Annotated in this window: 18 protein-coding genes; 2 read left to right on the forward strand and 16 right to left on the reverse strand. The window is 65.7% G+C overall.

The features are described 5' to 3' along the window. Positions 1 to 54 precede the first annotated feature (54 nt). The 15 genes from G481_RS25045 to G481_RS0108435 form a co-directional block, all read right to left on the reverse strand. Positions 55 to 1638 carry an ArnT family glycosyltransferase gene (locus G481_RS25045; protein ID WP_051294389.1) on the reverse strand — a complete coding sequence of 528 codons (1584 nt, stop codon included), beginning with the start codon at positions 1636 to 1638 and terminating at the stop codon, positions 55 to 57. Next, a complete protein-coding gene (locus G481_RS25050) occupies positions 1635 to 2366 on the reverse strand; it encodes a phosphatase PAP2 family protein (RefSeq protein ID WP_084450740.1) in 732 nt (243 codons plus the stop codon). The genes G481_RS25045 and G481_RS25050 overlap by 4 nt, the downstream gene beginning before the upstream one ends. After that, a complete protein-coding gene (locus G481_RS0108375; RefSeq protein ID WP_028029639.1) occupies positions 2347 to 2646 on the reverse strand; it encodes a lipid-A-disaccharide synthase N-terminal domain-containing protein in 300 nt (99 codons plus the stop codon). The genes G481_RS25050 and G481_RS0108375 overlap by 20 nt, the downstream gene beginning before the upstream one ends. Then, entirely contained in the window at positions 2643 to 3395 is a 753-nt protein-coding gene (locus tag G481_RS0108380) for a glycosyltransferase family 2 protein (protein WP_028029640.1), read from the reverse strand. The genes G481_RS0108375 and G481_RS0108380 overlap by 4 nt, the downstream gene beginning before the upstream one ends. A gap of 487 nt (positions 3396 to 3882) precedes the next feature. After that, positions 3883 to 4680, reverse strand: coding sequence for an ABC transporter ATP-binding protein (locus tag G481_RS23240; protein ID WP_035025593.1), 798 nt, complete (start codon positions 4678 to 4680; stop codon positions 3883 to 3885). Continuing rightward, positions 4677 to 5663 carry an ABC transporter ATP-binding protein gene (locus G481_RS0108390; RefSeq protein WP_028029641.1) on the reverse strand — a complete coding sequence of 329 codons (987 nt, stop codon included), beginning with the start codon at positions 5661 to 5663 and terminating at the stop codon, positions 4677 to 4679. The genes G481_RS23240 and G481_RS0108390 overlap by 4 nt, the downstream gene beginning before the upstream one ends. Then, positions 5660 to 7213, reverse strand: a complete 1554-nt coding sequence (locus tag G481_RS0108395) for a gamma-glutamyltransferase family protein (RefSeq protein WP_028029642.1) — start codon at positions 7211 to 7213, stop codon at positions 5660 to 5662. The genes G481_RS0108390 and G481_RS0108395 overlap by 4 nt, the downstream gene beginning before the upstream one ends. After that, entirely contained in the window at positions 7210 to 8091 is an 882-nt protein-coding gene (locus G481_RS23245; protein ID WP_051294391.1) for a polysaccharide deacetylase family protein, read from the reverse strand. Before G481_RS23245 ends, G481_RS0108395 begins: the two co-directional genes overlap by 4 nt. Beyond that, on the reverse strand, positions 8091 to 8891 hold the full coding sequence (locus tag G481_RS0108405; protein ID WP_035025555.1) for an SDR family NAD(P)-dependent oxidoreductase: 801 nt from the start codon (positions 8889 to 8891) through the stop codon (positions 8091 to 8093). Before G481_RS0108405 ends, G481_RS23245 begins: the two co-directional genes overlap by 1 nt. A gap of 17 nt (positions 8892 to 8908) precedes the next feature. Continuing rightward, positions 8909 to 9745 carry an ABC transporter permease gene (locus G481_RS0108410; RefSeq protein WP_028029644.1) on the reverse strand — a complete coding sequence of 279 codons (837 nt, stop codon included), beginning with the start codon at positions 9743 to 9745 and terminating at the stop codon, positions 8909 to 8911. Next, a complete protein-coding gene (locus tag G481_RS0108415; protein ID WP_028029645.1) occupies positions 9742 to 10668 on the reverse strand; it encodes an ABC transporter permease in 927 nt (308 codons plus the stop codon). Before G481_RS0108415 ends, G481_RS0108410 begins: the two co-directional genes overlap by 4 nt. 54 nt (positions 10669 to 10722) lie before the next feature. Continuing rightward, the gene (locus G481_RS0108420) at positions 10723 to 12228 is read right to left on the reverse strand and encodes an ABC transporter substrate-binding protein (RefSeq protein ID WP_028029646.1); all 1506 of its coding nucleotides are present in this window, start codon (positions 12226 to 12228) and stop codon (positions 10723 to 10725) included. After that, positions 12225 to 13016, reverse strand: a complete 792-nt coding sequence (locus G481_RS25055) for a GntR family transcriptional regulator (protein ID WP_028029647.1) — start codon at positions 13014 to 13016, stop codon at positions 12225 to 12227. Before G481_RS25055 ends, G481_RS0108420 begins: the two co-directional genes overlap by 4 nt. 241 nt (positions 13017 to 13257) lie before the next feature. After that, positions 13258 to 15798, reverse strand: a complete 2541-nt coding sequence (locus G481_RS23255; RefSeq protein WP_161630515.1) for an ATP-binding protein — start codon at positions 15796 to 15798, stop codon at positions 13258 to 13260. Positions 15799 to 15844: 46 nt separating this feature from the next. Further along, positions 15845 to 16318 carry a putative pterin-binding protein gene (locus G481_RS0108435; RefSeq protein ID WP_035025558.1) on the reverse strand — a complete coding sequence of 158 codons (474 nt, stop codon included), beginning with the start codon at positions 16316 to 16318 and terminating at the stop codon, positions 15845 to 15847. Positions 16319 to 16569: 251 nt separating this feature from the next. Here G481_RS0108435 and G481_RS0108440 point away from each other — a divergent pair, with 251 nt between their 5' ends. Further along, entirely contained in the window at positions 16570 to 17211 is a 642-nt protein-coding gene (locus tag G481_RS0108440) for a response regulator transcription factor (RefSeq protein WP_028029649.1), read from the forward strand. 527 nt (positions 17212 to 17738) lie between these two features. Here G481_RS0108440 and G481_RS0108445 read toward each other — a convergent pair. Next, on the reverse strand, positions 17739 to 18386 hold the full coding sequence (locus G481_RS0108445) for a response regulator transcription factor (protein ID WP_051294393.1): 648 nt from the start codon (positions 18384 to 18386) through the stop codon (positions 17739 to 17741). A gap of 466 nt (positions 18387 to 18852) precedes the next feature. Between G481_RS0108445 and G481_RS0108450 the strand changes: the two genes are divergently transcribed. Next, a complete protein-coding gene (locus G481_RS0108450; RefSeq protein WP_028029651.1) occupies positions 18853 to 19764 on the forward strand; it encodes a hypothetical protein in 912 nt (303 codons plus the stop codon). Positions 19765 to 19963 lie beyond the last annotated feature (199 nt).

The following is a 19963-nucleotide window of genomic DNA, read 5'->3' on the forward strand; positions in this document are numbered from 1 at the left end:
CGCACCAGCCACCCAGACCCGCGCCAGACGGCAGTTGCCAGACAGGCGGTCAGGTCATGGCAGACGGAACAGACGCAGACGCTTGCCGGCAAGCCATGCCTCTCCGACCGGGGGGCCAAGGGGAAGCTCGCGGGTGCTGATCACAAGGCCCTGGGGATGCGCGGCGATCCAGGCATCCAGCGCCTCTTCGCCCGGCATGGCAACGGGGGCGGTCAGCCGGGCGGTAAAGCCGAATTCGCCCTGATAGGGATAGGCATCAATCGCAATTCCGGCATCGGGGGCGCGGGCCAGTTCCTGGGCGAAACGGGCGGTATCGAAATGCTCCATCAATGCGGGGCGCAACGCCACATGGGTCACCAGCAGGGCCACCGGCGCGACCAGTGCCCAGCCAAGAACCGGCGCCCGGCGGCTTGCCAGCACGATCGCCGCCACCCCCGCCAGCCCCAGCGCACCGGCAAGGATCAGCGTCGGCAGGCCAAGCGTCATCACCTCGACCCCGTCCAGCCTGGCCTGACCCGTCGACAGCAGCGCGGCAAAGACCAGCACCGGCCCGACCACGACAAGACAGGCCACCACCGCCCCCCACCCGCGCCGGGGCGCAGGGGCCGCAGCAAGGGCAAGCGCCGCCGCAGGCAGGGCGGGCAGCAGGTAATGGATCTGCTTGCCCGAGATCAGCGAGAACAGCACCAGCGTGCTGCCCCCCCAGATCGCCAGCAGCCGGGCGCGCCGGTCGCCCCAAAGACCGCGCCCCGCAAGGCGCCGCAGACCCGCCGGACGCCAGGCCCAGGGCCACAGCAGAACAGGCAGGGCCGCGACAAAGAACCAGACCGGCCGGGCGTGGTCAAAGGCATTGACCATCCGCCCCGCGCTTTGCCGCCACAGAACCTCGGTCCGATATTCAGCCCCGCCCAGCCACAGCGCCGGCACCAGCCAGGCCGCCAGGAATACCAGCGCCGCGCCGATGGCCAGGGCGACCCGCCCATACCAGTCTGACGCCCGCCCGGGCTGATCTGCCAGCGACCAGACCGGCCGCGTCAGCGCCAGCGGCACAAGATGAACCAGAATGACCGGCCCCTTCGCCAGAACCCCGAAGGCCAGCGCGGCCCCAAGGCCGACCGCCGCAGGCCAGCGCCCGCCCGCGTCCATCCGCAGCAGGGCCAGCACCCCCATCAGCGTCGCGGCCGACAGCATCGTGTCGAACATCGTGAGCGATCCATAGATCGCAAAGATGCCCGTTGTCGCAAGGATCAGGGCCGCGCGTGCGCCATGGCTGGCCCGCTCGGGGAACAGCCGGTTGCCCAGCCGCCATGTCAAGATCACCGCAAGGACGCCAAAGGCTGGCGCCACCAGCCGCGCGGCGGCCTCGCTTACGCCGGTCACCGACCAGACCAGATTGATCAGCCAGAACAAGAGCGGCGGCTTGTGCCCGTAGATCTCGCCGTTCAGGTGCGGGACGATGAAGGTGCCATCGCGCTGCATCTCCCAGGCGACGGAAAGATAGCGCGTCTCGTCGACCGGCAGGACCGGGCGCAGCAGCGGCAGCAGCACCGCCAGCCCAAGCGCAATGCCAATGGCAATCAGGCCAAGGCTGCGGGGCGAAAGGGCGCCGTCGTCCGGCAAGTTCGGGGCAAGGCTCATCGGGTCGGTCCTTGTGTGTCGGCGTTTCTTGCCCGCGGTCGCATCCAACATGCAAGGGCGGTCCCCAGCATGACAACGATCAGGGCCGCGAAGATCACATCCGACAGGAAGTGGAACCCGCTGCCCAGCCGCTGGATTGCGGTCAGGCCCAGAAGGGCCAGCGCCGGCCAGAGCAGGATACGGAACCACCGCGCGGCCGGACGCCCGGCAAACCAGCCGATCCCCACGATCAACAGCAGCACCAGCGCCGTTGCGACCGAGGTTTCGGCCGACACGAAAGAGCAGCCGACGCGGCAATAGCCAGACAGCTGCCAGGCCGCCGTAAAGGGACCATCGCCCCCGAATTCCGCGATCTGCAATGGCCTTGCCCGTCCGATCAGCGGCTTCAGCGTGCCATTGACGATCAGGCCGGGACCAAGAAGGTAAAGCGCGATCACCAGCCCCCAGTACTGCCGCCACAGCCGGTTGCGCCGAACGATGCCGATGGCCAGCAAGATCAGCGCGACCGCGACAAAGAGGCCCGAGGCCAGCTTGTTCGACATCAGCACCGCATCCCAGACCGGGGCACCCGCCAGCGCGAACCCCGCTCCGGGGCTGTAGAACAGGCGCGCAAGCTGAAGATCGACGGCCGGGACCACCCGGAACAGCACGGCCAGCACCGCCGCCAATACGGCCAGCCCGATCAGCCAGCGCACGCAACCTTGCGTGTCATCCTTTGCGGTGGGCATGAATCAACCACAGATTTCGGGAATAGATCAAGACGCCCAGGGCCTGCCCCAGGACAAAGACAGGATCCTTGCGATAGATCGCATAGGCCAGAAGCATCACCCCGCCAGCAAGCGAGAAGTACCAGAAGGCCACAGGCATCACCGAGATCCGCGCCCGCTCCGAGGCGATCCACTGGATCAGGAACCGTGCGGTGAACATCAGCTGCGCGCTCAGGCCAAAGATGACCCAGGCCAGCTCGGTTCCGCTGTCCACATGCAGCGCTTGCATCAGCCAGGTCATTGCTGCCCATCCCTTGGGCCCGTAGCCCGGCGAATTTCCGTCGCGCGGGACTTTTTGCGCCGCCGCAACAGCCAGGCGACGCCGGCCAGGTCAAAGACCCCGACGATGGCGCGCTGAAGATTGGAATAATGCGACCGCCCGCCGCCCCGGGGCCGGTGCGTCACGTCGACATGGGCAATCTGCCAGCCATCGCGCGCAAACAGGGCCGGCAGATAGCGGTGCATGTGATCAAAGTAAGGCAGGGCCAGGAACGCCTCGCGGCGAAAGCATTTCAGGCCGCAGCCGGTGTCGCGGGTTCCATCGTGCAGGATGCGGGCCCGCAGGCCGTTTGCGAACCGCGAGGCAAGCCGGCGCGCCAGCGTGTCCTGCCGTCCGACGCGCTGCCCTGCGACCAGGCCCAGCCCCTCGGCGCCGGCGGCGCGAAACGGGGCGACCAGGCGGGGCAGTTCTTCGGGCGGGTTCTGACCATCGCCGTCCAGCGTGCAGACCAGATCGAACCGCGCGGCGCCCACGCCCGAATGGATCGCGGCCGATTGCCCGCCCGATCGGTCATGCCGCAGGACGCGCAGCATCGGCCAGTCGGCCATGGCCGATTCCAGCAGGGCGGCCATACCATCATCCGAGCCGTCATCGACCACGATGATCTCGAAGGCCCCCTCTGCCTGCATGGCGCGTGCGGTCGCCTCGATCAGGGGAAGGATGTTGCTGGCCTCGTTCCGGCACGGGATGACGACAGAGATTTGCACCATTGGGTCTCGATATGATTGTGAAATGATGCCCTTGAGATGGGATCAGGGTTCAACACATGGCCGGGTCGCGAACAAGGGCGCCGAGCGGTCTGACCTTGGCTGATCGGGTCAAATACGCTCCTGCTTACGTAAGTTTGCGCTTATTGCGGGCTTTGGCGCGCAAATCGGCGTCTGAACGGCCCCCCTTTCCATGGGCAGGCTTATCACACGATCTTTGTGACAATCGTGCAACAGGGGGTCGCACCCTTCAACGATACACGAGCGCAGACCATCGGTCGACAGATCCCGCGACCGAGGCCGACAGGAAACCGTGCGGCCTGATGGCCGGCGCATGTCCGGATGGCCCTGGTGTGACAGGGGTCTGCGGCAAACGTCCGGGTGTGGCGATGTCTGCCGCGTCTCGATCGCGGCAGGCGCGCCCGCCCCGAGAAACCTCTGCGGGCGGCATGGGCGTGTCGCCATCCATGAAGGGCGATGGCGCCTTGCCCTATCGGACCTCGGGCCTTGGCACTGCGGCCAGCAGTTTTTGCGTATAGGGATCGCGCGTTTCGGCGAACAGCGCGTCGGTCGGCCCGGATTCGACCACACGGCCCCGGTGCATCACCACGATCTCGTCCGAGATATGGCGCACCACGGACAGGTCATGGCTGATGAACAGATAGGCCAGCCCCAGGCGCGCCTGCAGCTCCATCAGAAGGTTCAGGATTTGCGACTGGATCGACACGTCCAGCGCCGACACCGCCTCGTCGCAGACGATCACTTCGGGGTTCAGCGCCAGCGCGCGGGCGATGACGATCCGCTGCTTCTGCCCGCCGGAAAATTCGCGCGGCAGCCGGTCCAGCGCAGATGCAGGCAGGCCGACCAGATCCAGCAGTTCCTGCACCCTTGCCGCGCGCGAGGCTGCGGTGCCGATGCGATGGATCTCCAGCGGTTCGGCAATGCAGTCGCGCACCTTCATGCGCGGGTTCAAGGCCGAGGCGGGATCCTGGAACACGATCTGCAAGCGCCGCGTCACGGCGTGGCGTTCGGCCGGGGTCATGGTGGCGCGGTCCTTGCCGTCGATCAGCACCTGTCCGGCGGTCGGCTGTTCCATGCCCATCACCGCATAGCCGGTGGTCGACTTGCCGCTGCCCGATTCCCCGACGATGGCCAGGGTGCGCCCGCGGTGCAGGTCAAAGCTGACCCCGTCCACCGCGCGCACATGATCGCTTGCGCGGCCCAAGAGGCCCTTGCGGATCGGGAAATGCACTTTCAGATCGCGGACCGAAACGATGGGGGCGGTCATGGCGCAAGCTCCGTGTCGATCCGGTCGCGGTGCCAGCAGGCGCTGGCATGGCCGGGCGCGCCGGCGGGATCCAGCGGGGGAACGGCGGCGCGGCACTGGTCGGTGGCCAGCGGGCAACGGGTGTTGAACCGGCAGCCGGCGGGCCAGCTGCGGATGTCGGGCACGGCGCCGGGAATGGCGGGCAGCGCCACCTTGCGCGCGCCGTCCAGCCGCGGGATCGTGCGCAACAGCATGGTCGAATAGGGATGGCGCGGCCGGGTGAACACCTGTGCCACGGTCCCGGTTTCCACCACGCGCCCGGCATACATCACGGCCACACGGTCGGCGCTTTCGGCGACCACACCCATGTCATGGGTGATCAGCATGACCGCAGCCCCGGTTTCGCGCCGCATCTCGGCCATCAGATCCAGGATCTGTTTCTGGATCGTCACGTCCAGTGCGGTGGTGGGTTCGTCCGCGATCAGCAGGACGGGGCGGCGGATCATGGTCATGGCGATCATGATCCGCTGGCACATGCCGCCGGACAGCTCGAACGGATATTGCCCGGCGCGCAGGTCGGGGCGGTCGATCCCGACCCGCTCCAGCATCTCGAGCATGCGGGGCCGGATGTCGGCAGACGCAATGCTGCCGTCGAGCGCCAGCGCCTCGGCGATCTGCTTGCCGACGGGCATCAGCGGGTCCAGCGAGGCGACGGGTTCTTGAAAGATCATCCCGATCCGCCCGCCGCGCAGCGGGTTCATCCGGCGTTCGGGCAAGGTATCGATGCGCGCGCCTTCCAGCTCGATCTGCCCGGCGCTCTGGCGCGCGACATCGGGCAGCAGGCGGATGATGCCCAGCGAGGCCATGCTTTTCCCGCAGCCCGATTCGCCCACCACGGCCAGGGTCTCGCCCGCCGCGATGTCAAAGGTCACGCCATCGACCACAGGCTGACCCGCAATCTCGATCCGCAGATCCTGCACGGCCAGGACGGGCGGGGCGGTCATGGCGCCACCCCTTCGGCGGGGACAGCGGCGGACCAGGGGTGGTTGGGGTGCACCATGCCCAGCAGCGTGCCATCGGGCCGGCGTTCCACCGCGCTGGGAATGGCGAACTGCACCGGATAGAGCACGTCGTCGACCAGTTCCACGTCATGGCTGCGCCCGATCAGCCCGGCGGTGCCATCGGGCAACCGGCGGTCCAGCACGATCCGCGGCCCCGAGGCATCCAGCCGCGGTTGCGACAGCGCATCGCCCAGATCCATGCCATGCAGCAGCCGATAGGACAGCAGCTGCACCAGCGCGGGCATGATCTGCCGCCCGCCCGCCGCGCCAATGGCCAGCGTCCCGCCGCCCGGCAGTTCGGCCACCACGGGGCACATGTTGGCCAGCGGCTGCGCGCCGGGCGCGATGGAATTGGGCTGGCCGGGGCGGGGGTCGAACCACATCATGCCGTTGTTCAGCAGCACCCCGGTGCGCCCCGATGTCACCTTGGACCCAAAGCGCGACAGCAGCGTGTTGGTCAGCGAAACGGCATTGCCATGCCGGTCGATCACACTGACATGGGTGGTGCAGCCGGGGTCGATCCCGGCCCTGGCCGCGTGGCCGGCGGTGTTCAGCCGCGTGGCATAGGCCGCGCGGATCGCATCGGCCACCTGGGCATGGTGGCTGGCATCGGGTGCGGCACTTGGGCCGATCCGCCCCAGCGCATCCAGCAGCGCGGGCCCCCCCGACAGGCCCGGCATGGCCAGAACCTGCGCGCCGCCCCAGTCCTTGCGCAGCGGCGTGCCCCAGACCGGGCGATAGGCCGCCAGATCCGCCAGCGTCATGCGCCCGCCAAGGTCGGCCATGTCGGCGATCAGGTCGCGGGCAATCTGGCCGGTGTAGAAATCGGCGGCGCCTGCGCTGGCCAGACGGCGCAGCGTGGCAGGCTTTTGCCCCAGGGCCAGGCGCTGTTCGGTGCCGGTGCCGCCCACAGCCGGGGCGCGACCGTCGCGCAGCAGCATGGCGGCCGAGACCGGATCGGTCAGCAGGTTGGGCGCGTCGATCGACAGGCACAGGTTGGTGAACCAATCGACCAACAGGCCCTTGTCGGCCTCTTCGATCGCGGGGACCAATGCCTCGGCCCAGCTGAGGGTGCCAAGGGTTTCCAGCGCCTCGGACAGGCCGGCAACGGCGCCAGGCACGCAGATGGAATGCACCCCGATCAGGTTGCGCTGACCTTCGACCTGCGGCCAGTCGAACCAGTCGCCATCCTTGCCGGGGACCAGCGGATAATCCTCGACCCGCAGGCCCATGGGCGCGCGCATGGCGAAATCCAGCGTGCGCGATTCCCCCGTAGTGCCGTCGCGCCAGATCAGGAAACCGCCGCCGCCGATCCCGCTCAGCCAGGGTTCGACCACCGACAGGACCAGCGCCGTGGTGACGGCCGCATCCATCGCATTGCCGCCGCGTGCCAGAACGGCCGCCCCGGCCCTTGCGGCCACCTCGTGCTGGGCGGCCACCATGCCGCCCCGGCCTGTCGCCATCACCTTGCCGGGGGTCCAGGTGGTGGTCATCGGGCAACTCCTTTCGGCAGATGCTGGGCCAGATCGTCCAGCGCGCTATGGGCGACAAAGCGCCCCGCATGGGTGGTGCGGTGCCAGTCGGCAATCTCGGCCGCCGTGGCGGCCCAGACATCGGATTGCGCCACGATATGGGACAAGAGCCGCTCCAGCATCGCAAGCCGCTGGGCGCGGCCCGAGATCCAGGGATGCACCGTCACCATGAACAGCTGGCCAAAGGCCCGGCCGGCCTCGAATTCCTCCAGCCAGCCCTGCCCGACTTGCGCGGCCTGGGCGGGCGGCCATTTGTCGGCCCCGCCGCCGAAGAACTTGAAGAAGATGGCATCGTCGATCTGCCATTGCACCGGAATCTCGGTCAGGCCGTCGATGTCATAGGGGTGATCCCAGCCCATCAAGGAACTGTCATAGCCGATCCCGCGCGCCTTCAGCGCGGCCAGCATCCCGGCCGTCATCTCCCAGGCCGGGGACCGGAAGCCGACCGGGCGCAGCCCGACCTGTGCGCGGAACACGTCCAATGACCGTTCCAGCGCGGCCTCGAACATGTCCTGCGGGCAGTCGCCCACCAGTTCGTGCAGATGGCCGTGCAGGCCCACCTCGTGCCCCCGCCCGACCAGCGCGGGCAGGATGTCGGGGTGCAGCTCTGCCACGACCGAGGGCACATAGAAGCTGCCCTTGATCCCCACCCGGTCCAGCATGTCCAGAATGCGCCACAGCCCTTCGCGCGGGCCAAAGCGGCGCTGTTCCAGCTGGCCCAAGGTGGGCGGCAGCCCGGCGCGGTTCTGCCACAGCCAAGGCGCTTCGGCATCGACGTCCACGCTGAAACACAGCGCGGACCGCTTGCCCATGGGCCAGGAATAGGCGGGCCGGTCCATCACAGCGCCTTTTTCTTGTCCTGATGCACAAGGATCGTGCCGGCCGAATTGCCGCCATCGACCGACAGGGTGGCCCCGGTGACATAGCTGGCCAGATCGGACGCCAGGTAGAGGATCGCCGCCGTTGCATCCTCATAGCGCGAGGCGCGGCCCAGCGGGATCGCGGCGGTGGTCGCCTTGACATGCGCCTCGGACAGCGGGCTGGCCTTGCTGCCAGCGGCAAAGCCGGGTTCGACCGCATTGCAGCGGATGCCGTATTCGGCCAGTTCCACCGCAAAGCCCTTGGTCAGCCGGTCCAGCGCGGATTTCGAGATCGAATAGGGCGCCGCCGTCGTGCGCATCTTGCGCGAGGCGCCCGACGAGATCATCACGATATTGCCCTTGACCCCCTGCCGGACCATCTGCGTCGCGATCCCGCGCGTCAGCAGGAAGGGCGCGCGCAGGTTGATGTCAAAGATCCGGTCCCATTCGGCGGCATCGACATCCAGCAGGAACCCGCTGGGATAGACGGCGGCGTTGTTCACCAGGATGTCCGCCGCGCCCCAGTCGCGGCCGACCATGGCGACCAGATCGTCGATGCTGGCCGCGTCGGTCAGTTCCGTCCGGTGGGTCAGCACGGGGCGCGAGAGGGTTGCGGCCAGTTCTGCCATGGCGGCCTCGTCCCGATCCGACAGCAGCAGCGTTGCCCCGGCGGCATCGAACGCCTCGGCGATCCAGCGGCCAAACACGCCGGCGGCGCCGGTCACGATGACTTTCTTGCCGGTGAAATCGCTGCCGGGCAGCGGGTTCGGTTTGGTCATGGCAAAGCCCTTTCAGCTTAGCGGCGCCCCTCGACCACGTCGCGGACATGATCGCCCAGCACGTTGACCGACAGGATCAGAAGAAACAGGAACAGGCCGGGGAACACGGCGATCCACCAGGCGGTGGTCACATAGCTGCGCCCGGCCGACAGCGTGGCGCCCCAGCTGGGGGTTGGCGGCTGAACGCCAAGGCCCAGGAAGGACAGCCCGGCCTCGAACAGCACCATCAGGCCGAATTCCAGCGTGACGACCACCATGATCGGGCCGATGATGTTGGGCAGGATATGCCGGATCAGCACCCGCGCTGTCGAGGCCCCCATGAAGCGCGACAACCGCACATAGGGCAGGTTCAACAGCCCCAGTGTCTGGCCATAGGCAACGCGCGCATAGCGGGGCCAGCGGGTGAAGGCCAGCACGACCACCACGTTGAACAGCCCGGGCCCCATGATGGCAACGGTGATGATGGCCAGCAAGATGGCAGGCACCGACAGCACGATATCAACCAGCCGCATGATGATCATGCCGACCGCGCCGCGATACCAGCCCGCAATCATCCCCAGCGCGGTGCCGAAAATCCCGGATACGATCACCGACAGCGCGGCCACCATCAGCGACACGCGCGCGCCGTGGATCAGCCGCGACAGCAGATCGCGGCCCAGCTCGTCCGAGCCCAGCAGATAGGTGACGCCGCGCACCTCGGTTCCTGGCGCTTTCAGCCGGCCCAGCAGGTTTTGCACATTCGGATCGCGCGGGGCGATCCAGGGGGCCAGGATCGCGGCGATCACCAGCAGCGCAAGGATGCCATAGAACGGCCAGAGCCGCGGGGGAAACCAGCGTCCAAGGTTTGCGGTCATTTCCCGCCCTCCAGCCGGATGCGGGGATCGACGGCGCTATACAAAAGGTCGGCCGTCAGGTTCAGAAAGATCGACACAAAGGCCCCCAGCAGCACCACAGCCTGCACGATGGGAAAGTCGCGCGCTGCGATGGATTGCATGGTCAGCTGGCCAAGGCCCGGCCAGGCGAACACGGTTTCCACGATGACCGCGCCCGACAGCAGGTTCGCGATTTCCAGGGCGGCAATCGAAATGACCGGAATGGCCCCGTTGCGCAGCACATGGCGGGTGACGACGCGCGCCATCGGCAGCCCCTTGGCCCGCGCGGCGCGGACATAGGGCTTTGACAGCTCGTCCAGCACCGCCGTGCGTGCGACGCGGGCAAAGGTGGCCATCGACAGCAGCGACAGGCAGATCGCCGGCAAGATCACGCTGGCGGCCTGCCGCGCGCCGGAGGCCGGCAGCCAGCCCAGCCAGACCGCAAACACCAGGATCAGCAGGATCCCGCTCCAGAAGGTGGGCAGGCTTTGGCCGGCCAGCACGAAGCCCATGCCGATGCGCGAGACCGGATGGTCGCGGCGCACCGCCATGAACACACCCAGCGGCACCCCGACCCCCAATGCCAGCACCAGCGCGGCCATGGCCAGCCGGATGGTGAAGGGCAGACGCGATCCCACGATATCCACCACCGGCACGTTCTGCACGATGGACTGGCCGAAATCGAGCTGCGCAAGCCCTGCCATGTAGTCTGCAAACTGCGCCATCACGGGCCGGTCAAACCCCAGCTGGCTGCGCAGCGCGTCGATGGCCTCTTGCGTGGCGCCCTCGGGCACCATCAGCAGAACCGGGTCGCCGGTCAGCCTTTGCAGGAAAAAGATCATCGCCGTGACGCCCAGCAGCGACACGGCGGCCTGCAGCAGACGGCGGATCAGGAATGCGCTCATGCCAGCGGCTCCGCTCGGTGGGGCGCGCGTCCCTGGGAACGCGCGCCCTCTGGGTCACTCGGACCAGCTCATGCGATTGATGAACAGGCTCTCGTTCGGGGTTGGCTGCCATTTCAGATTGTCGCTGGCGCCATAGATGATCGCCGCCTGATACAGCGGAACCTGCGAGACGTTGTCGCGGATCCATTCTTGCACCTTGCGGTAATCCGCGACGCGCTTGGCCGGGTCCAGCTCGCCGCGCGCCGATTCCAGCACCTTGTCCAGCTCGACATTGCGCACGCGCGACCAGCTGCTGGACGAATGCAGCAGCGGATAGACCACGCCATCGGCATCCTGACAGGCGCAGGACCAGCGGCCGAACGACATGTCGGGGCTTTGCGCCGGATCGCCCTGCACCTTTTTCAGGTAGGTGGCCATGTCGGTCAGCTCGATCTCGACGTTCAGGCCCACGTCGGTCAGCATCTGCTGCAGCGCCTGCACGATGCGCTGATCGAACACCGGCGCGGTTGCGAAGGACAGCTTGCGCTTGGCCGGTTCACCCACCTCGGCGATCAGGGCGCGGGCCTTGTCGGGATCATAGGGCACGCCCTCGAACCCTTCGACCCAGCCGATATGCGCCGGGGTCAGCAGTTGCCCGACCGGCTTGTCGAAGCCGCCCAGCAGCCCCTCGACGATCAGGTCGCGGTCGATGGCATGGGCAATCGCCTGACGCAGGCGCAGATCGTCCAGCCCGGGCTTGGCACCGTTCACCGCCAGATAGGCCACGCGTTCGGTCAGCGCGGACCGCGGGCCGACGCCGTCGGCTGCCTCCAGCTGCATCGCCAGATCCGGGTCCATCGTCACGACCAGATCCGAGGCGCCCGAGACAAGGTTCGCCACCCGCGTCGAGGCATCGGGCACCGCACGGAACACGGCGGCCGGAAAGCTGCCCTTTTGCCCCCAGTAGTCATCGTTGCGGGTCAGGCGCACTTCGACGCCGCGATCCCAGCCATCGAACTTGTAGGGGCCCGACCCGACGGGGGCCTGGTTGAACGCCTCTTTGCCCATGGCATCGACCACGGCCTTGGGAACGATGGACAGCTTGACCAGCTGCCCCATCAGCGCCGGATAAGGCGCCTTGGTCGTCAGCTTGACCTTGTTGCCCTCCAGCACTTCGGCGCTGGCGATGGTGGCAAACTGCGACAGCTGGGGCGAGCCGAAGTCCTTGTTGGTGATGCGCTGCACCGAATAGACGACATCCTCGGGCGTCAGGGCAGACCCGTCGTGGAACTTCACACCCTCGCGGATGGTGAACACGATCTCGGTCGGCGAGACCTGTTCCCATGCGGTGGCGATCTGCGGCACGATCTGGCCGGCATCATCGCGGGTCAGCAGATTGTCGAAGATGTTGCGATAGACGTAATAGCTGTCCGGGTTCCATTGCAGGTGCGGATCAAGCGAGGTGGGCTCGTTCACCAGGTCGATCGCAAGGCGGTTGGCATCGGCCCAGACCGCCGGGGCGGTCAGCGCGGTCGTTGCGGCAAGCGCCGCGGCAAGCAGGGTGCAGTGAAGGCGTTTCACGTCTGGTCTCCTTGTTGGGCGGTTCTTTTATTGGTGGCAGCCTCGGTCAGGGGCGCGCGGGGCGACACTGGCGCGGACGGGGGGGATGCTGCAGGAAGGGCCGCGATCTGCGCATCGCTGCGTGCCAGGGCACGGGTGCAGCGGGCGACAAATTCCTCGCGCATGGCGCCCAGCTGCTGCCCTGCGCGCGTGCCGTCTGCCTCGGCCAGAGCCTCGGCCAGATCGGCCAGGGGCAAAGCCGGGCGGTCGATGCCAAAGCTGCGCTCGATGAAGCGATCCGCGCGCATCGACAAATCCCAGGTGTCCATCAGCCAGCCCCGCAGACGCGGCGCGGCGATCACGCCGGCACACAGGGCCAGCAGCTCGCGTTCCTGATGAAATCGGGCGGCGGCGCCCAGGCCGGTCAGGTTGGCGCGGTAAAGGGCGGCGCGCTGGCGCAGGTCCGCCCGCAGCGGTGCCGGCGGCACCTGGCCGATCAGGACAGGCTCCAGGCAGGCGCGTGACGCTTGCAGATCTGCCAGGTGTTCGCCCGACATCGGCAGCACCCGCCACCCCTTGCGCCCTTCGGCGGCGATCCAGCCCGCTGCCGCCAGCCGCGCCAATGCGCTGCGCGTCGCCGCCAGCCCCACGGCAAACCGCGCGGCCAGATCGACCTCGGAGGTCAGGGCCGAGGGGGCAAGATCACAGTCGACAATCGCGTTTCCAATCAGGACCCGCGCCAGCGAGGACAGGTTTTCCTCGCGTTTGGGGCGCCCGGCGACAGCAAAGGGGGAGTTCTTGTCAAGCATTGTAAAATGTTAGAATCGCGTTTTCAACATGTCAAATCCAAACGGAAGCTGGCGATGGACATGTTGGCAGGGCTGTCACGGCAAGGGGGCCGGCCCGATGGCCTGTCGTCCCCCCGGGCCCTGGAAAACCGCAACCACCCAAGCGGGCACCCTGCCCGCTATCAGGCAGGACAGAACGGGCAGCCTCTGCCATGGGCGGGGGCCGTGCGTGATGCCATGCTGTGGTGGGACGATGCCGCGATCAGGTCGCCTCGAGGTGCTGGCGCACCGCAAGGCAGCTTTCGGCCGACATCTTTTCGATCATGTCCAGGCAGTCGGCAAGATCATCGGGGATGCCCTGCGATGCGCGGGTTTCCAGGGCAAGCAGCTCGGCCGTCAGGGCGGCCAGTGCCAGCACGGCCGCGGCGCCGGCGGCCTTGTGCGCCACCTTGGCCACGCCGGCAAAGTTGCCCTGCCCCCATGCCTCGCGGATGGCCCTCAGGGCGCCCGACATGTCCGTTTCGAACCGGGTGAGCATGTGCAGCATCATCTCGTCGCCGATCCCGTCGATCAGCTCGTCAAGCCGATGCGTCTCGATCAGGGGGCGCGCGCCCTCGACGCTCGCCTCTGCGGGCGCTTCATCGACATCGCGGCGTGACACCAGTTGCCGCATCATCTGGTCCAGCTGAAGCGGGTGGGCAGGCTTGATGACAACCTCGGCCATCCCCAGATCGCGCAGGGCCTGCACCCGGTTCGGCGCGGCCTGTGCGGTCAGGGCGATGACGGGCGTGTGGTCCATCAGGCCACGTTCGCGCAGATGCGCCGTTGCGGTCACGCCATCCATCACGGGCATCGAGATGTCCATCAGGATGATGTCGAACCGGGTGGCCGTAGCCGCCGCCAGCGCCTGTGCGCCATCCGCCACCGCCGTGACCCTATGGCCTGCGCCGGTCAGCTGACGTTCCAGCAACATGCGGTTGATATCGTTGTCCTCGGCAAGAAGGATGTTCAACGGCCGATGCTGTTCGGGCGGCAACGGGACAGGTTGGGTGACGGGTTCGGGACGGCAAATGACCTCGGCGTCGAACGTGACGGTGAAGCAGGTGCCCTCGCCAAGCCGGCTTTTCACCTTGATGCCGCCCCCCATCGCCTCGGCAGCAAGCTTGGCAATGCCAAGACCAAGGCCCGTCCCTTCCTGGGCGCGCGAATAGGGGCTGTCCAGCGTGGCGAAATTCTCGAAGACCCGCTCGAGGTCGGCCTCGTCGATGCCGATGCCGGTATCGCAGACGGACAGGGTAAAGCGGCAAGGCCCCGGCCTGGCCGGGCCATCGGTGGCCAGGCGCACGTCGATGGTGCCGTTCCGGGTGAACTTGACCGCGTTGGACAGCAGGTTGTTGAGAACCCGCCTGACCAGCGGCAAGGGCGCAAGGATGGTATATTGCCGGTCTGCGGGGGGATGAAACCGGATCGTGTCGCCGCGCTGCGCGGCCAGAACCTGATAGATCAGGATTTGCTGCTCGACCGCCTCGACGATCGAGAATTCGACCAGCGGATAATCGGCCGCGTCATGGGCCGACAGGCGCGTCAGTTCGAGCACGTTGTTCACCTGATCCAGCGCCGACTGGCCGCAGGCGCGAACGATGTCGATCAGCTGCTGCTGCTGGGCAGGATCGGTCGTGCTTTTCAAAAGCTCGCTGGCCGAGAGCAGGCCGCTGAGCGGTGTGCGCATCTCGTGGCTCATCACGGCCAGAAACCTGTCCTTGGTTTCTTCGCCGGCGCGGGCCTTTTCGGTGGCCGCAGCCAGCAGCTTTTCGCGCCGCAACTGATCGGACATGTCCCGCAGGAAGGCGATCTTGAAACTGTAGCCGGTGGCGGTTTCGGCCTCGGCGATGGCGACCTCGACAGGGATCGGGGGCACGCCCATGTGCCGGGACAGGGTCACGGCCCGCCGACGCCCGGGCTGCAATCCGTTTGGTCCAAGATCGAGAATGGTGGACAGCGGAACCGACTCGCCCGGACCGACTTCACGGCCCAGCATCGCCTCGCCGGCCTTGTTGGCGCCGATCACCTTGTCGCTGTCATTGATGATGAAAACCGCATCGGGCGAGGATTCGATGGTTGCCCGCAGGTTGTGGACGGCAAGTTCCAGCATCTTTGCATGACGTTGCTGCGATTGGGCCTGACGGTAGATCGTGGTCAGCAACAGGGTCAGGGCGATCATGGTCACCACCAGGGTGCCCAGAAACGCAAACAGGGTATCTTGCAACTGGTTGCGGGCCTGATCGCCCAGAACCATGGTCTCTGAAATCGCGTCCACGACGATTTCGCGCAGCGGCAGCGCCAGAGTGCTGATCCGGTCCAGCATCTGCGGCAATGCCGCACGCAAAGCCGCGTCATCGCTGTCGATCAGCGGAACGAAGGCCTGGATCATGCCGCCGGGGCCTGCAAGCTCTGTCCAGGTTGGCGTGCGACGGATGCTCAGATCCTCGAGGGTCGGCGCCTTGCTGACCAGATCAATGCGGCTGTAGAGGATGTCGAACGCCAGCCGAAGCGATTTCAACGCGTCAGCACTGGGGTCACCCCGGGCCGCCAGAAGGGCAATATACAGACGCTGAACGTCCACCTCGATCTGGGCGATGACCCATGTCCGGTTGTCGGATTCAGCGGCGCGGCTGCGCGTCAGTTCACGGTCGACCTGAACGAAGGTAAAGATCGAGATGGCCGTGACGATCAGCACGATCACCATCGAGACCGCCACCCGAGACGAGCTTCGGGTCAGCCTGACGGCCTGCTTTCTCAGCATGGTCTGTACCATCTTGATCACCGATCAGCTGCTGGGCAGGCCGGGATCAGTCAACGCTCAGATCACTCAGCTGCCAGATGCTTCGGCCGTAAATGATCTCGGCCTGGTATTTTCGTGCGGAATCGTAGGGGTAGACGATCCAGAGCGGCCCCTTTTCACGCCGGGGGAAGTGTTCGCCGTCAATGCGGGTCGCGATGATCGGCGCACCATCTTCCAGCGACTCAAAGGGGATCTGGATGGTATAGTCATTCAGCGCACGGGCGCTGATCGTCGTGCCCCGCGCCCCTGCCGCCTCGAGCACCGCCTTGAGCGAGGGCCCCGTGAAGTGGTGCGGCCCTTCGGTCCAGACCGTCTTGGTGGTGAAGCCGACCTTGGGCATTGCCTCCAGCTCGTCCATCGTGAAGGACCTGGAAACCCCGTCAGCGCTGCGGATCGTCAGGATGGTATCGTCGGCAAGCGCCGCCGACATCGTGCCAGACAGGACCAGCGCCGCGACAAAACGCAAAAAAGAGCGAAACATTTCAACCTCTTGCAGCTACGATCAGACACACTTTCCATCCAATTCGCCAAGGTTACCTACTTGCGGCCGCCTTGGCGATGCCGCAAAGGGATGCAAGGTGCATACGAATGGATAGGTATAGCCAAGGTCAGGTGCAGCCCTGCACTTTTGACTGGGTGGCAATCGAAAGAGAACACAGGCACAGTCCGGCAGCCGGAAGTCTGCCAGATAACCGGGAAATGGCCAGACCGCTGCCTGAAGGAGACCATGACATGACCCAGAAAGACCCTTCGACTGGCCTGCGCGTTCTGATCGCCGACGATCACGAGATGATTCTCGAGATGTTCGAGATGTACCTGAGCGGCGCGGCAGGCATGGATGTCACCACGGCAACGGATCTGGACCAGGCCGATGCGCTGATCGTCGAACACGGCCCGTTTGACGTGGTTCTGCTGGATCTGAACATGCCGGGCATGAATGGCGTTGCGGGCCTGCGCCGCGCGATCCGGCACAATCAGGGCAAGCCCGTTGCCATCATCACCGGCAACCCGACCCCGCGCATGCAAGAAGAGATCCTTCAGGCCGGGGCGTCGGGCATCGTGCTCAAGACGACGGCAGCACGCAGCCTTGCCAATGCGATCCGTTTCATGGACGCGGGCGAATTCTACCTGCCCATGGAACTGATGCGTCAGACCCAGTCGACAACGCGCGATGCCCGCCACGGCAAGCTGAGCGAGAAGGAAATGGCGGTTCTGCAATATCTGGCCGAAGGCAAGCAGAACAAGGAAATCGCCAACGAGCTGACCTTGGCCGAGCCGACGGTGAAAATGCACGTCACGGCGATCTGCCGCAAGCTCGGCGCGCAAAATCGCACGCAGACGGTCATCATCGCGCGTGATCTGGGCATCGCCTGACCGAAAGTCCCCCATCGGATACCGCCGCAGGGATGCAAGGCCCGCGCGGTCATGCTTGAAACGCGCCACCCCGAAAGGCAGCCCCTCGCCCCGACAAACGGATGGCCCATGGCCATGCGACAGACGCGATCAGCCCAATGCCCACCTGCGCAGCCGCCTGTGCCGGCTTAGAAATCGGTCATAGCGAGAAGTCGGGCACCCAGCGAGATGGCATCCTTGATCGTCGACAAGATAACTGGTGCGTTCGTCGTCCGGCGGGGCTGGTGGATTTTGCCATCCGTCCTCGCCGGCTCGTGGCTTTGGTATCAGATCGGCAGTGTCTTGCTGAGTTAATTTGCCACCCCCATGGACGGCAAGACCTGCTCGAGACAGGCCCGGCATCGCGCCGGGCCTGTTCCTTTTGTGCCCGGCCCGGCGCATTCCCGGCGTGCGAAAACCCGGGGCACAGATGATGCGCCGACACCAAGGCTCGGCGCGGATCGCACCCTCAAGCCCCCTGAGGATGACGCACAGCAGGCCGCACCGGCTCAGATCATGTCCAGTTTCCGCGCCGCAAGCACGGCCTGGGTCCGGTTGCGCGCCCCCAGCTTCCGGCAGATCGAGCGCACGTCCATCTTGACGAGGTTTTCCTCGATCCCGACCTCGCGCCCGATTTCCTTGTTGGGCAGACCCTCGTTGAGAAAGCCAAGAACAAGCCGTTCGCGCGGCTTCAGGCGAACATCGGCCGTGTCCTCCTGGCGCATGCGATCAAGAATATCGCCCGGAAGGTAGATGCCGCCCATGGCCATGTGCCGGATCGCATGCAGCATCGACTTGAGCGACAGCGTCTTGGGCACAAAGCCCCGCGCCCCCTTGTCCAGCGCACGTTCGACCGTCGACACACGCACCACGCCTGACAACAGCGCGACGTTTCCTGAATTCGCCTTCATCATGTAGTCGAACCCGTCAAGGGCACGGGAATCGGGAAGATCATAATCCAGCAAGATCACATCGTAACGCCCGGCGCGCTTGATCTGGGCGCCGGCAGTTTCAAGGTTACCTGCGGAATCGACAACAAAATCCGCGCTTGCGGACAGCGCCGTCAAAAGCGTGTCGGCAACAAGGGCATGGTCATCCACCACCAGGACACGAACCGCCCTTGCCTCGCCGGGCGCCGAAGAATATGACCGTTTCATCAGGGGACTTCCCTGTCCTGTTGAAACATTCTCATTAGATGAGTGTTAGATAGCCGGTAAGCGCTAAATCGCCAGCTATCCCAAAATGTCAATTCCATACTTAGGTATGTATCAAAACTGTCTTTTGTCGCGATTTACGCCTGTTCGACACGCCAATAACCTTTTGTGGCGGTCCGATACCTTAACGGGCATTCCACAAGTACCTTGGCGTTGACTCACACCCTAATGCCTGCATCGACTCGCGCCAGTCAGGGTGGAATAACTGGGTCCATGTTGCACCTGCGACTCGTTTCCTTTTGGCGAAAGCCATGGGCCACACGCGGTGCGAGAGTGTTCGTGATCGTATACGGGCTCTGGTCCTGTCAAAGGCATCAGCACGCCCCGGTGTCGGGTGGAATGAAATAATCTTTGCGACGCACTCTTTGACCAGAGGCGCGCAAAAGACGTTCAGGCAGGAGTGCGCAAAATGAAAGACTATGCGGGCATTGGCGAAATCGTATCGGTCGCCGCCAACGAGATCCAGATCGAACGGGCTCGCGCAGGTCTTGCATCGCAGGCGGTCGAGCTGAGCTCGGCCCGCGTTCTTTTGCACGGACTGCCCGATGCGCTTCAAAAGGAACTGTCCAGCGCCCTTATGGTCAGCGGCGTGCGGATGCTGACCTGCTGCGGCGACGATGGCGCCGACGCGCTGCACCTGCCCGACATCTTCGATTGCATCGTCGCCCATGTTGGCCACTGCGGCAATGTCCTGGAAATGGTGGCCGCGCTTGCCTCGCTTCGGGACGGATTGCCCAAGGCGAAACTGGTGGCCCTGGTGCCCGAATCCGAATTTGTGGCAGCCATGCAGGTGCCCGGATTTGCCGACGTGGTTCTGACAGAAGCCCAGGCGACCGGCGCGATCATCGACGGCATTTCGGTCGCCCTGGGAAAGAAACCCCCGGTCAAATCCGTCGAGCCCAGCCAGGAAACGCGCGGCCTTCACCTTGCCTGCGTGAAGACGGATGCAATCGGCCCGATTGCAGACCGGCTGATCCAGACCGCCCCCGGCAGCACCGTCAAGAAATTCCGAAATCTTGAAAGCCTGCTGCGGCACGCATGGGCCACGGACGAGAACGACACCGTTCTGTTCGTGCCCGTCGAGCGGGCCGGCGGACTTGGGCGCATCTTCGATCGGCTGCGCCGGCTGCGTGACAGGCGTCCCCAGATCGTTGTCATCTTGCTGGTCGAAGCGCCTTCTCGCGACGATCTGGATGGCACGCGCCTGCCTATCTGTGATGCAAGCGCCCGTCTGCCGACCGACCTTGAGCACTTCGGCGAAGTCATCGACGCCGCGCTGTGCAACAATCTGATGTGGCGGGCCCGCGTCGCCAACGTCTGACAGGCCCGCGCATGCTGGCAGATCCGGCCCTGCAAGGGGCCGGAAAATTCTGATTGGAACATCGGGGAATAATTCCCGATCCTGGCGTGTCTGGTCTTGGGGGATGACACCTTCGGAACAGGTGGCATGCCGGTTCTATTTCTTGACACTATTTGACCGTCAATCTTGTTGCCAGGAATTGGCGCAAACCTTTGCCTAT

The sequence above is a fragment of the Gemmobacter nectariphilus DSM 15620 genome (assembly GCF_000429765.1).
Taxonomy (GTDB): Bacteria; Pseudomonadota; Alphaproteobacteria; order Rhodobacterales; family Rhodobacteraceae; genus Wagnerdoeblera; species Wagnerdoeblera nectariphila.

Coding starts and splice junctions, on each gene's coding strand:
- G481_RS23245 (WP_051294391.1), bottom strand. CDS start 8,091: ATGGACCGGCCCGCCTATTCCTGGCCCATGGGCAAGCGGTCCGCGCTG.
- G481_RS0108450 (WP_028029651.1), top strand. CDS start 18,853: ATGAAAGACTATGCGGGCATTGGCGAAATCGTATCGGTCGCCGCCAAC.
- G481_RS25050 (WP_084450740.1), bottom strand. CDS start 2,366: ATGCCCACCGCAAAGGATGACACGCAAGGTTGCGTGCGCTGGCTGATC.
- G481_RS0108395 (WP_028029642.1), bottom strand. CDS start 7,213: ATGACCACCACCTGGACCCCCGGCAAGGTGATGGCGACAGGCCGGGGC.
- G481_RS0108445 (WP_051294393.1), bottom strand. CDS start 18,386: ATGAAACGGTCATATTCTTCGGCGCCCGGCGAGGCAAGGGCGGTTCGT.
- G481_RS0108440 (WP_028029649.1), top strand. CDS start 16,570: ATGACCCAGAAAGACCCTTCGACTGGCCTGCGCGTTCTGATCGCCGAC.
- G481_RS25045 (WP_051294389.1), bottom strand. CDS start 1,638: ATGAGCCTTGCCCCGAACTTGCCGGACGACGGCGCCCTTTCGCCCCGC.
- G481_RS0108415 (WP_028029645.1), bottom strand. CDS start 10,668: ATGAGCGCATTCCTGATCCGCCGTCTGCTGCAGGCCGCCGTGTCGCTG.
- G481_RS0108435 (WP_035025558.1), bottom strand. CDS start 16,318: ATGTTTCGCTCTTTTTTGCGTTTTGTCGCGGCGCTGGTCCTGTCTGGC.
- G481_RS0108375 (WP_028029639.1), bottom strand. CDS start 2,646: ATGACCTGGCTGATGCAAGCGCTGCATGTGGACAGCGGAACCGAGCTG.
- G481_RS23255 (WP_161630515.1), bottom strand. CDS start 15,798: ATGCTGAGAAAGCAGGCCGTCAGGCTGACCCGAAGCTCGTCTCGGGTG.
- G481_RS23240 (WP_035025593.1), bottom strand. CDS start 4,680: ATGACCGCCCCCATCGTTTCGGTCCGCGATCTGAAAGTGCATTTCCCG.
- G481_RS0108410 (WP_028029644.1), bottom strand. CDS start 9,745: ATGACCGCAAACCTTGGACGCTGGTTTCCCCCGCGGCTCTGGCCGTTC.
- G481_RS0108380 (WP_028029640.1), bottom strand. CDS start 3,395: ATGGTGCAAATCTCTGTCGTCATCCCGTGCCGGAACGAGGCCAGCAAC.
- G481_RS25055 (WP_028029647.1), bottom strand. CDS start 13,016: ATGCTTGACAAGAACTCCCCCTTTGCTGTCGCCGGGCGCCCCAAACGC.
- G481_RS0108390 (WP_028029641.1), bottom strand. CDS start 5,663: ATGACCGCCCCGCCCGTCCTGGCCGTGCAGGATCTGCGGATCGAGATT.
- G481_RS0108405 (WP_035025555.1), bottom strand. CDS start 8,891: ATGACCAAACCGAACCCGCTGCCCGGCAGCGATTTCACCGGCAAGAAA.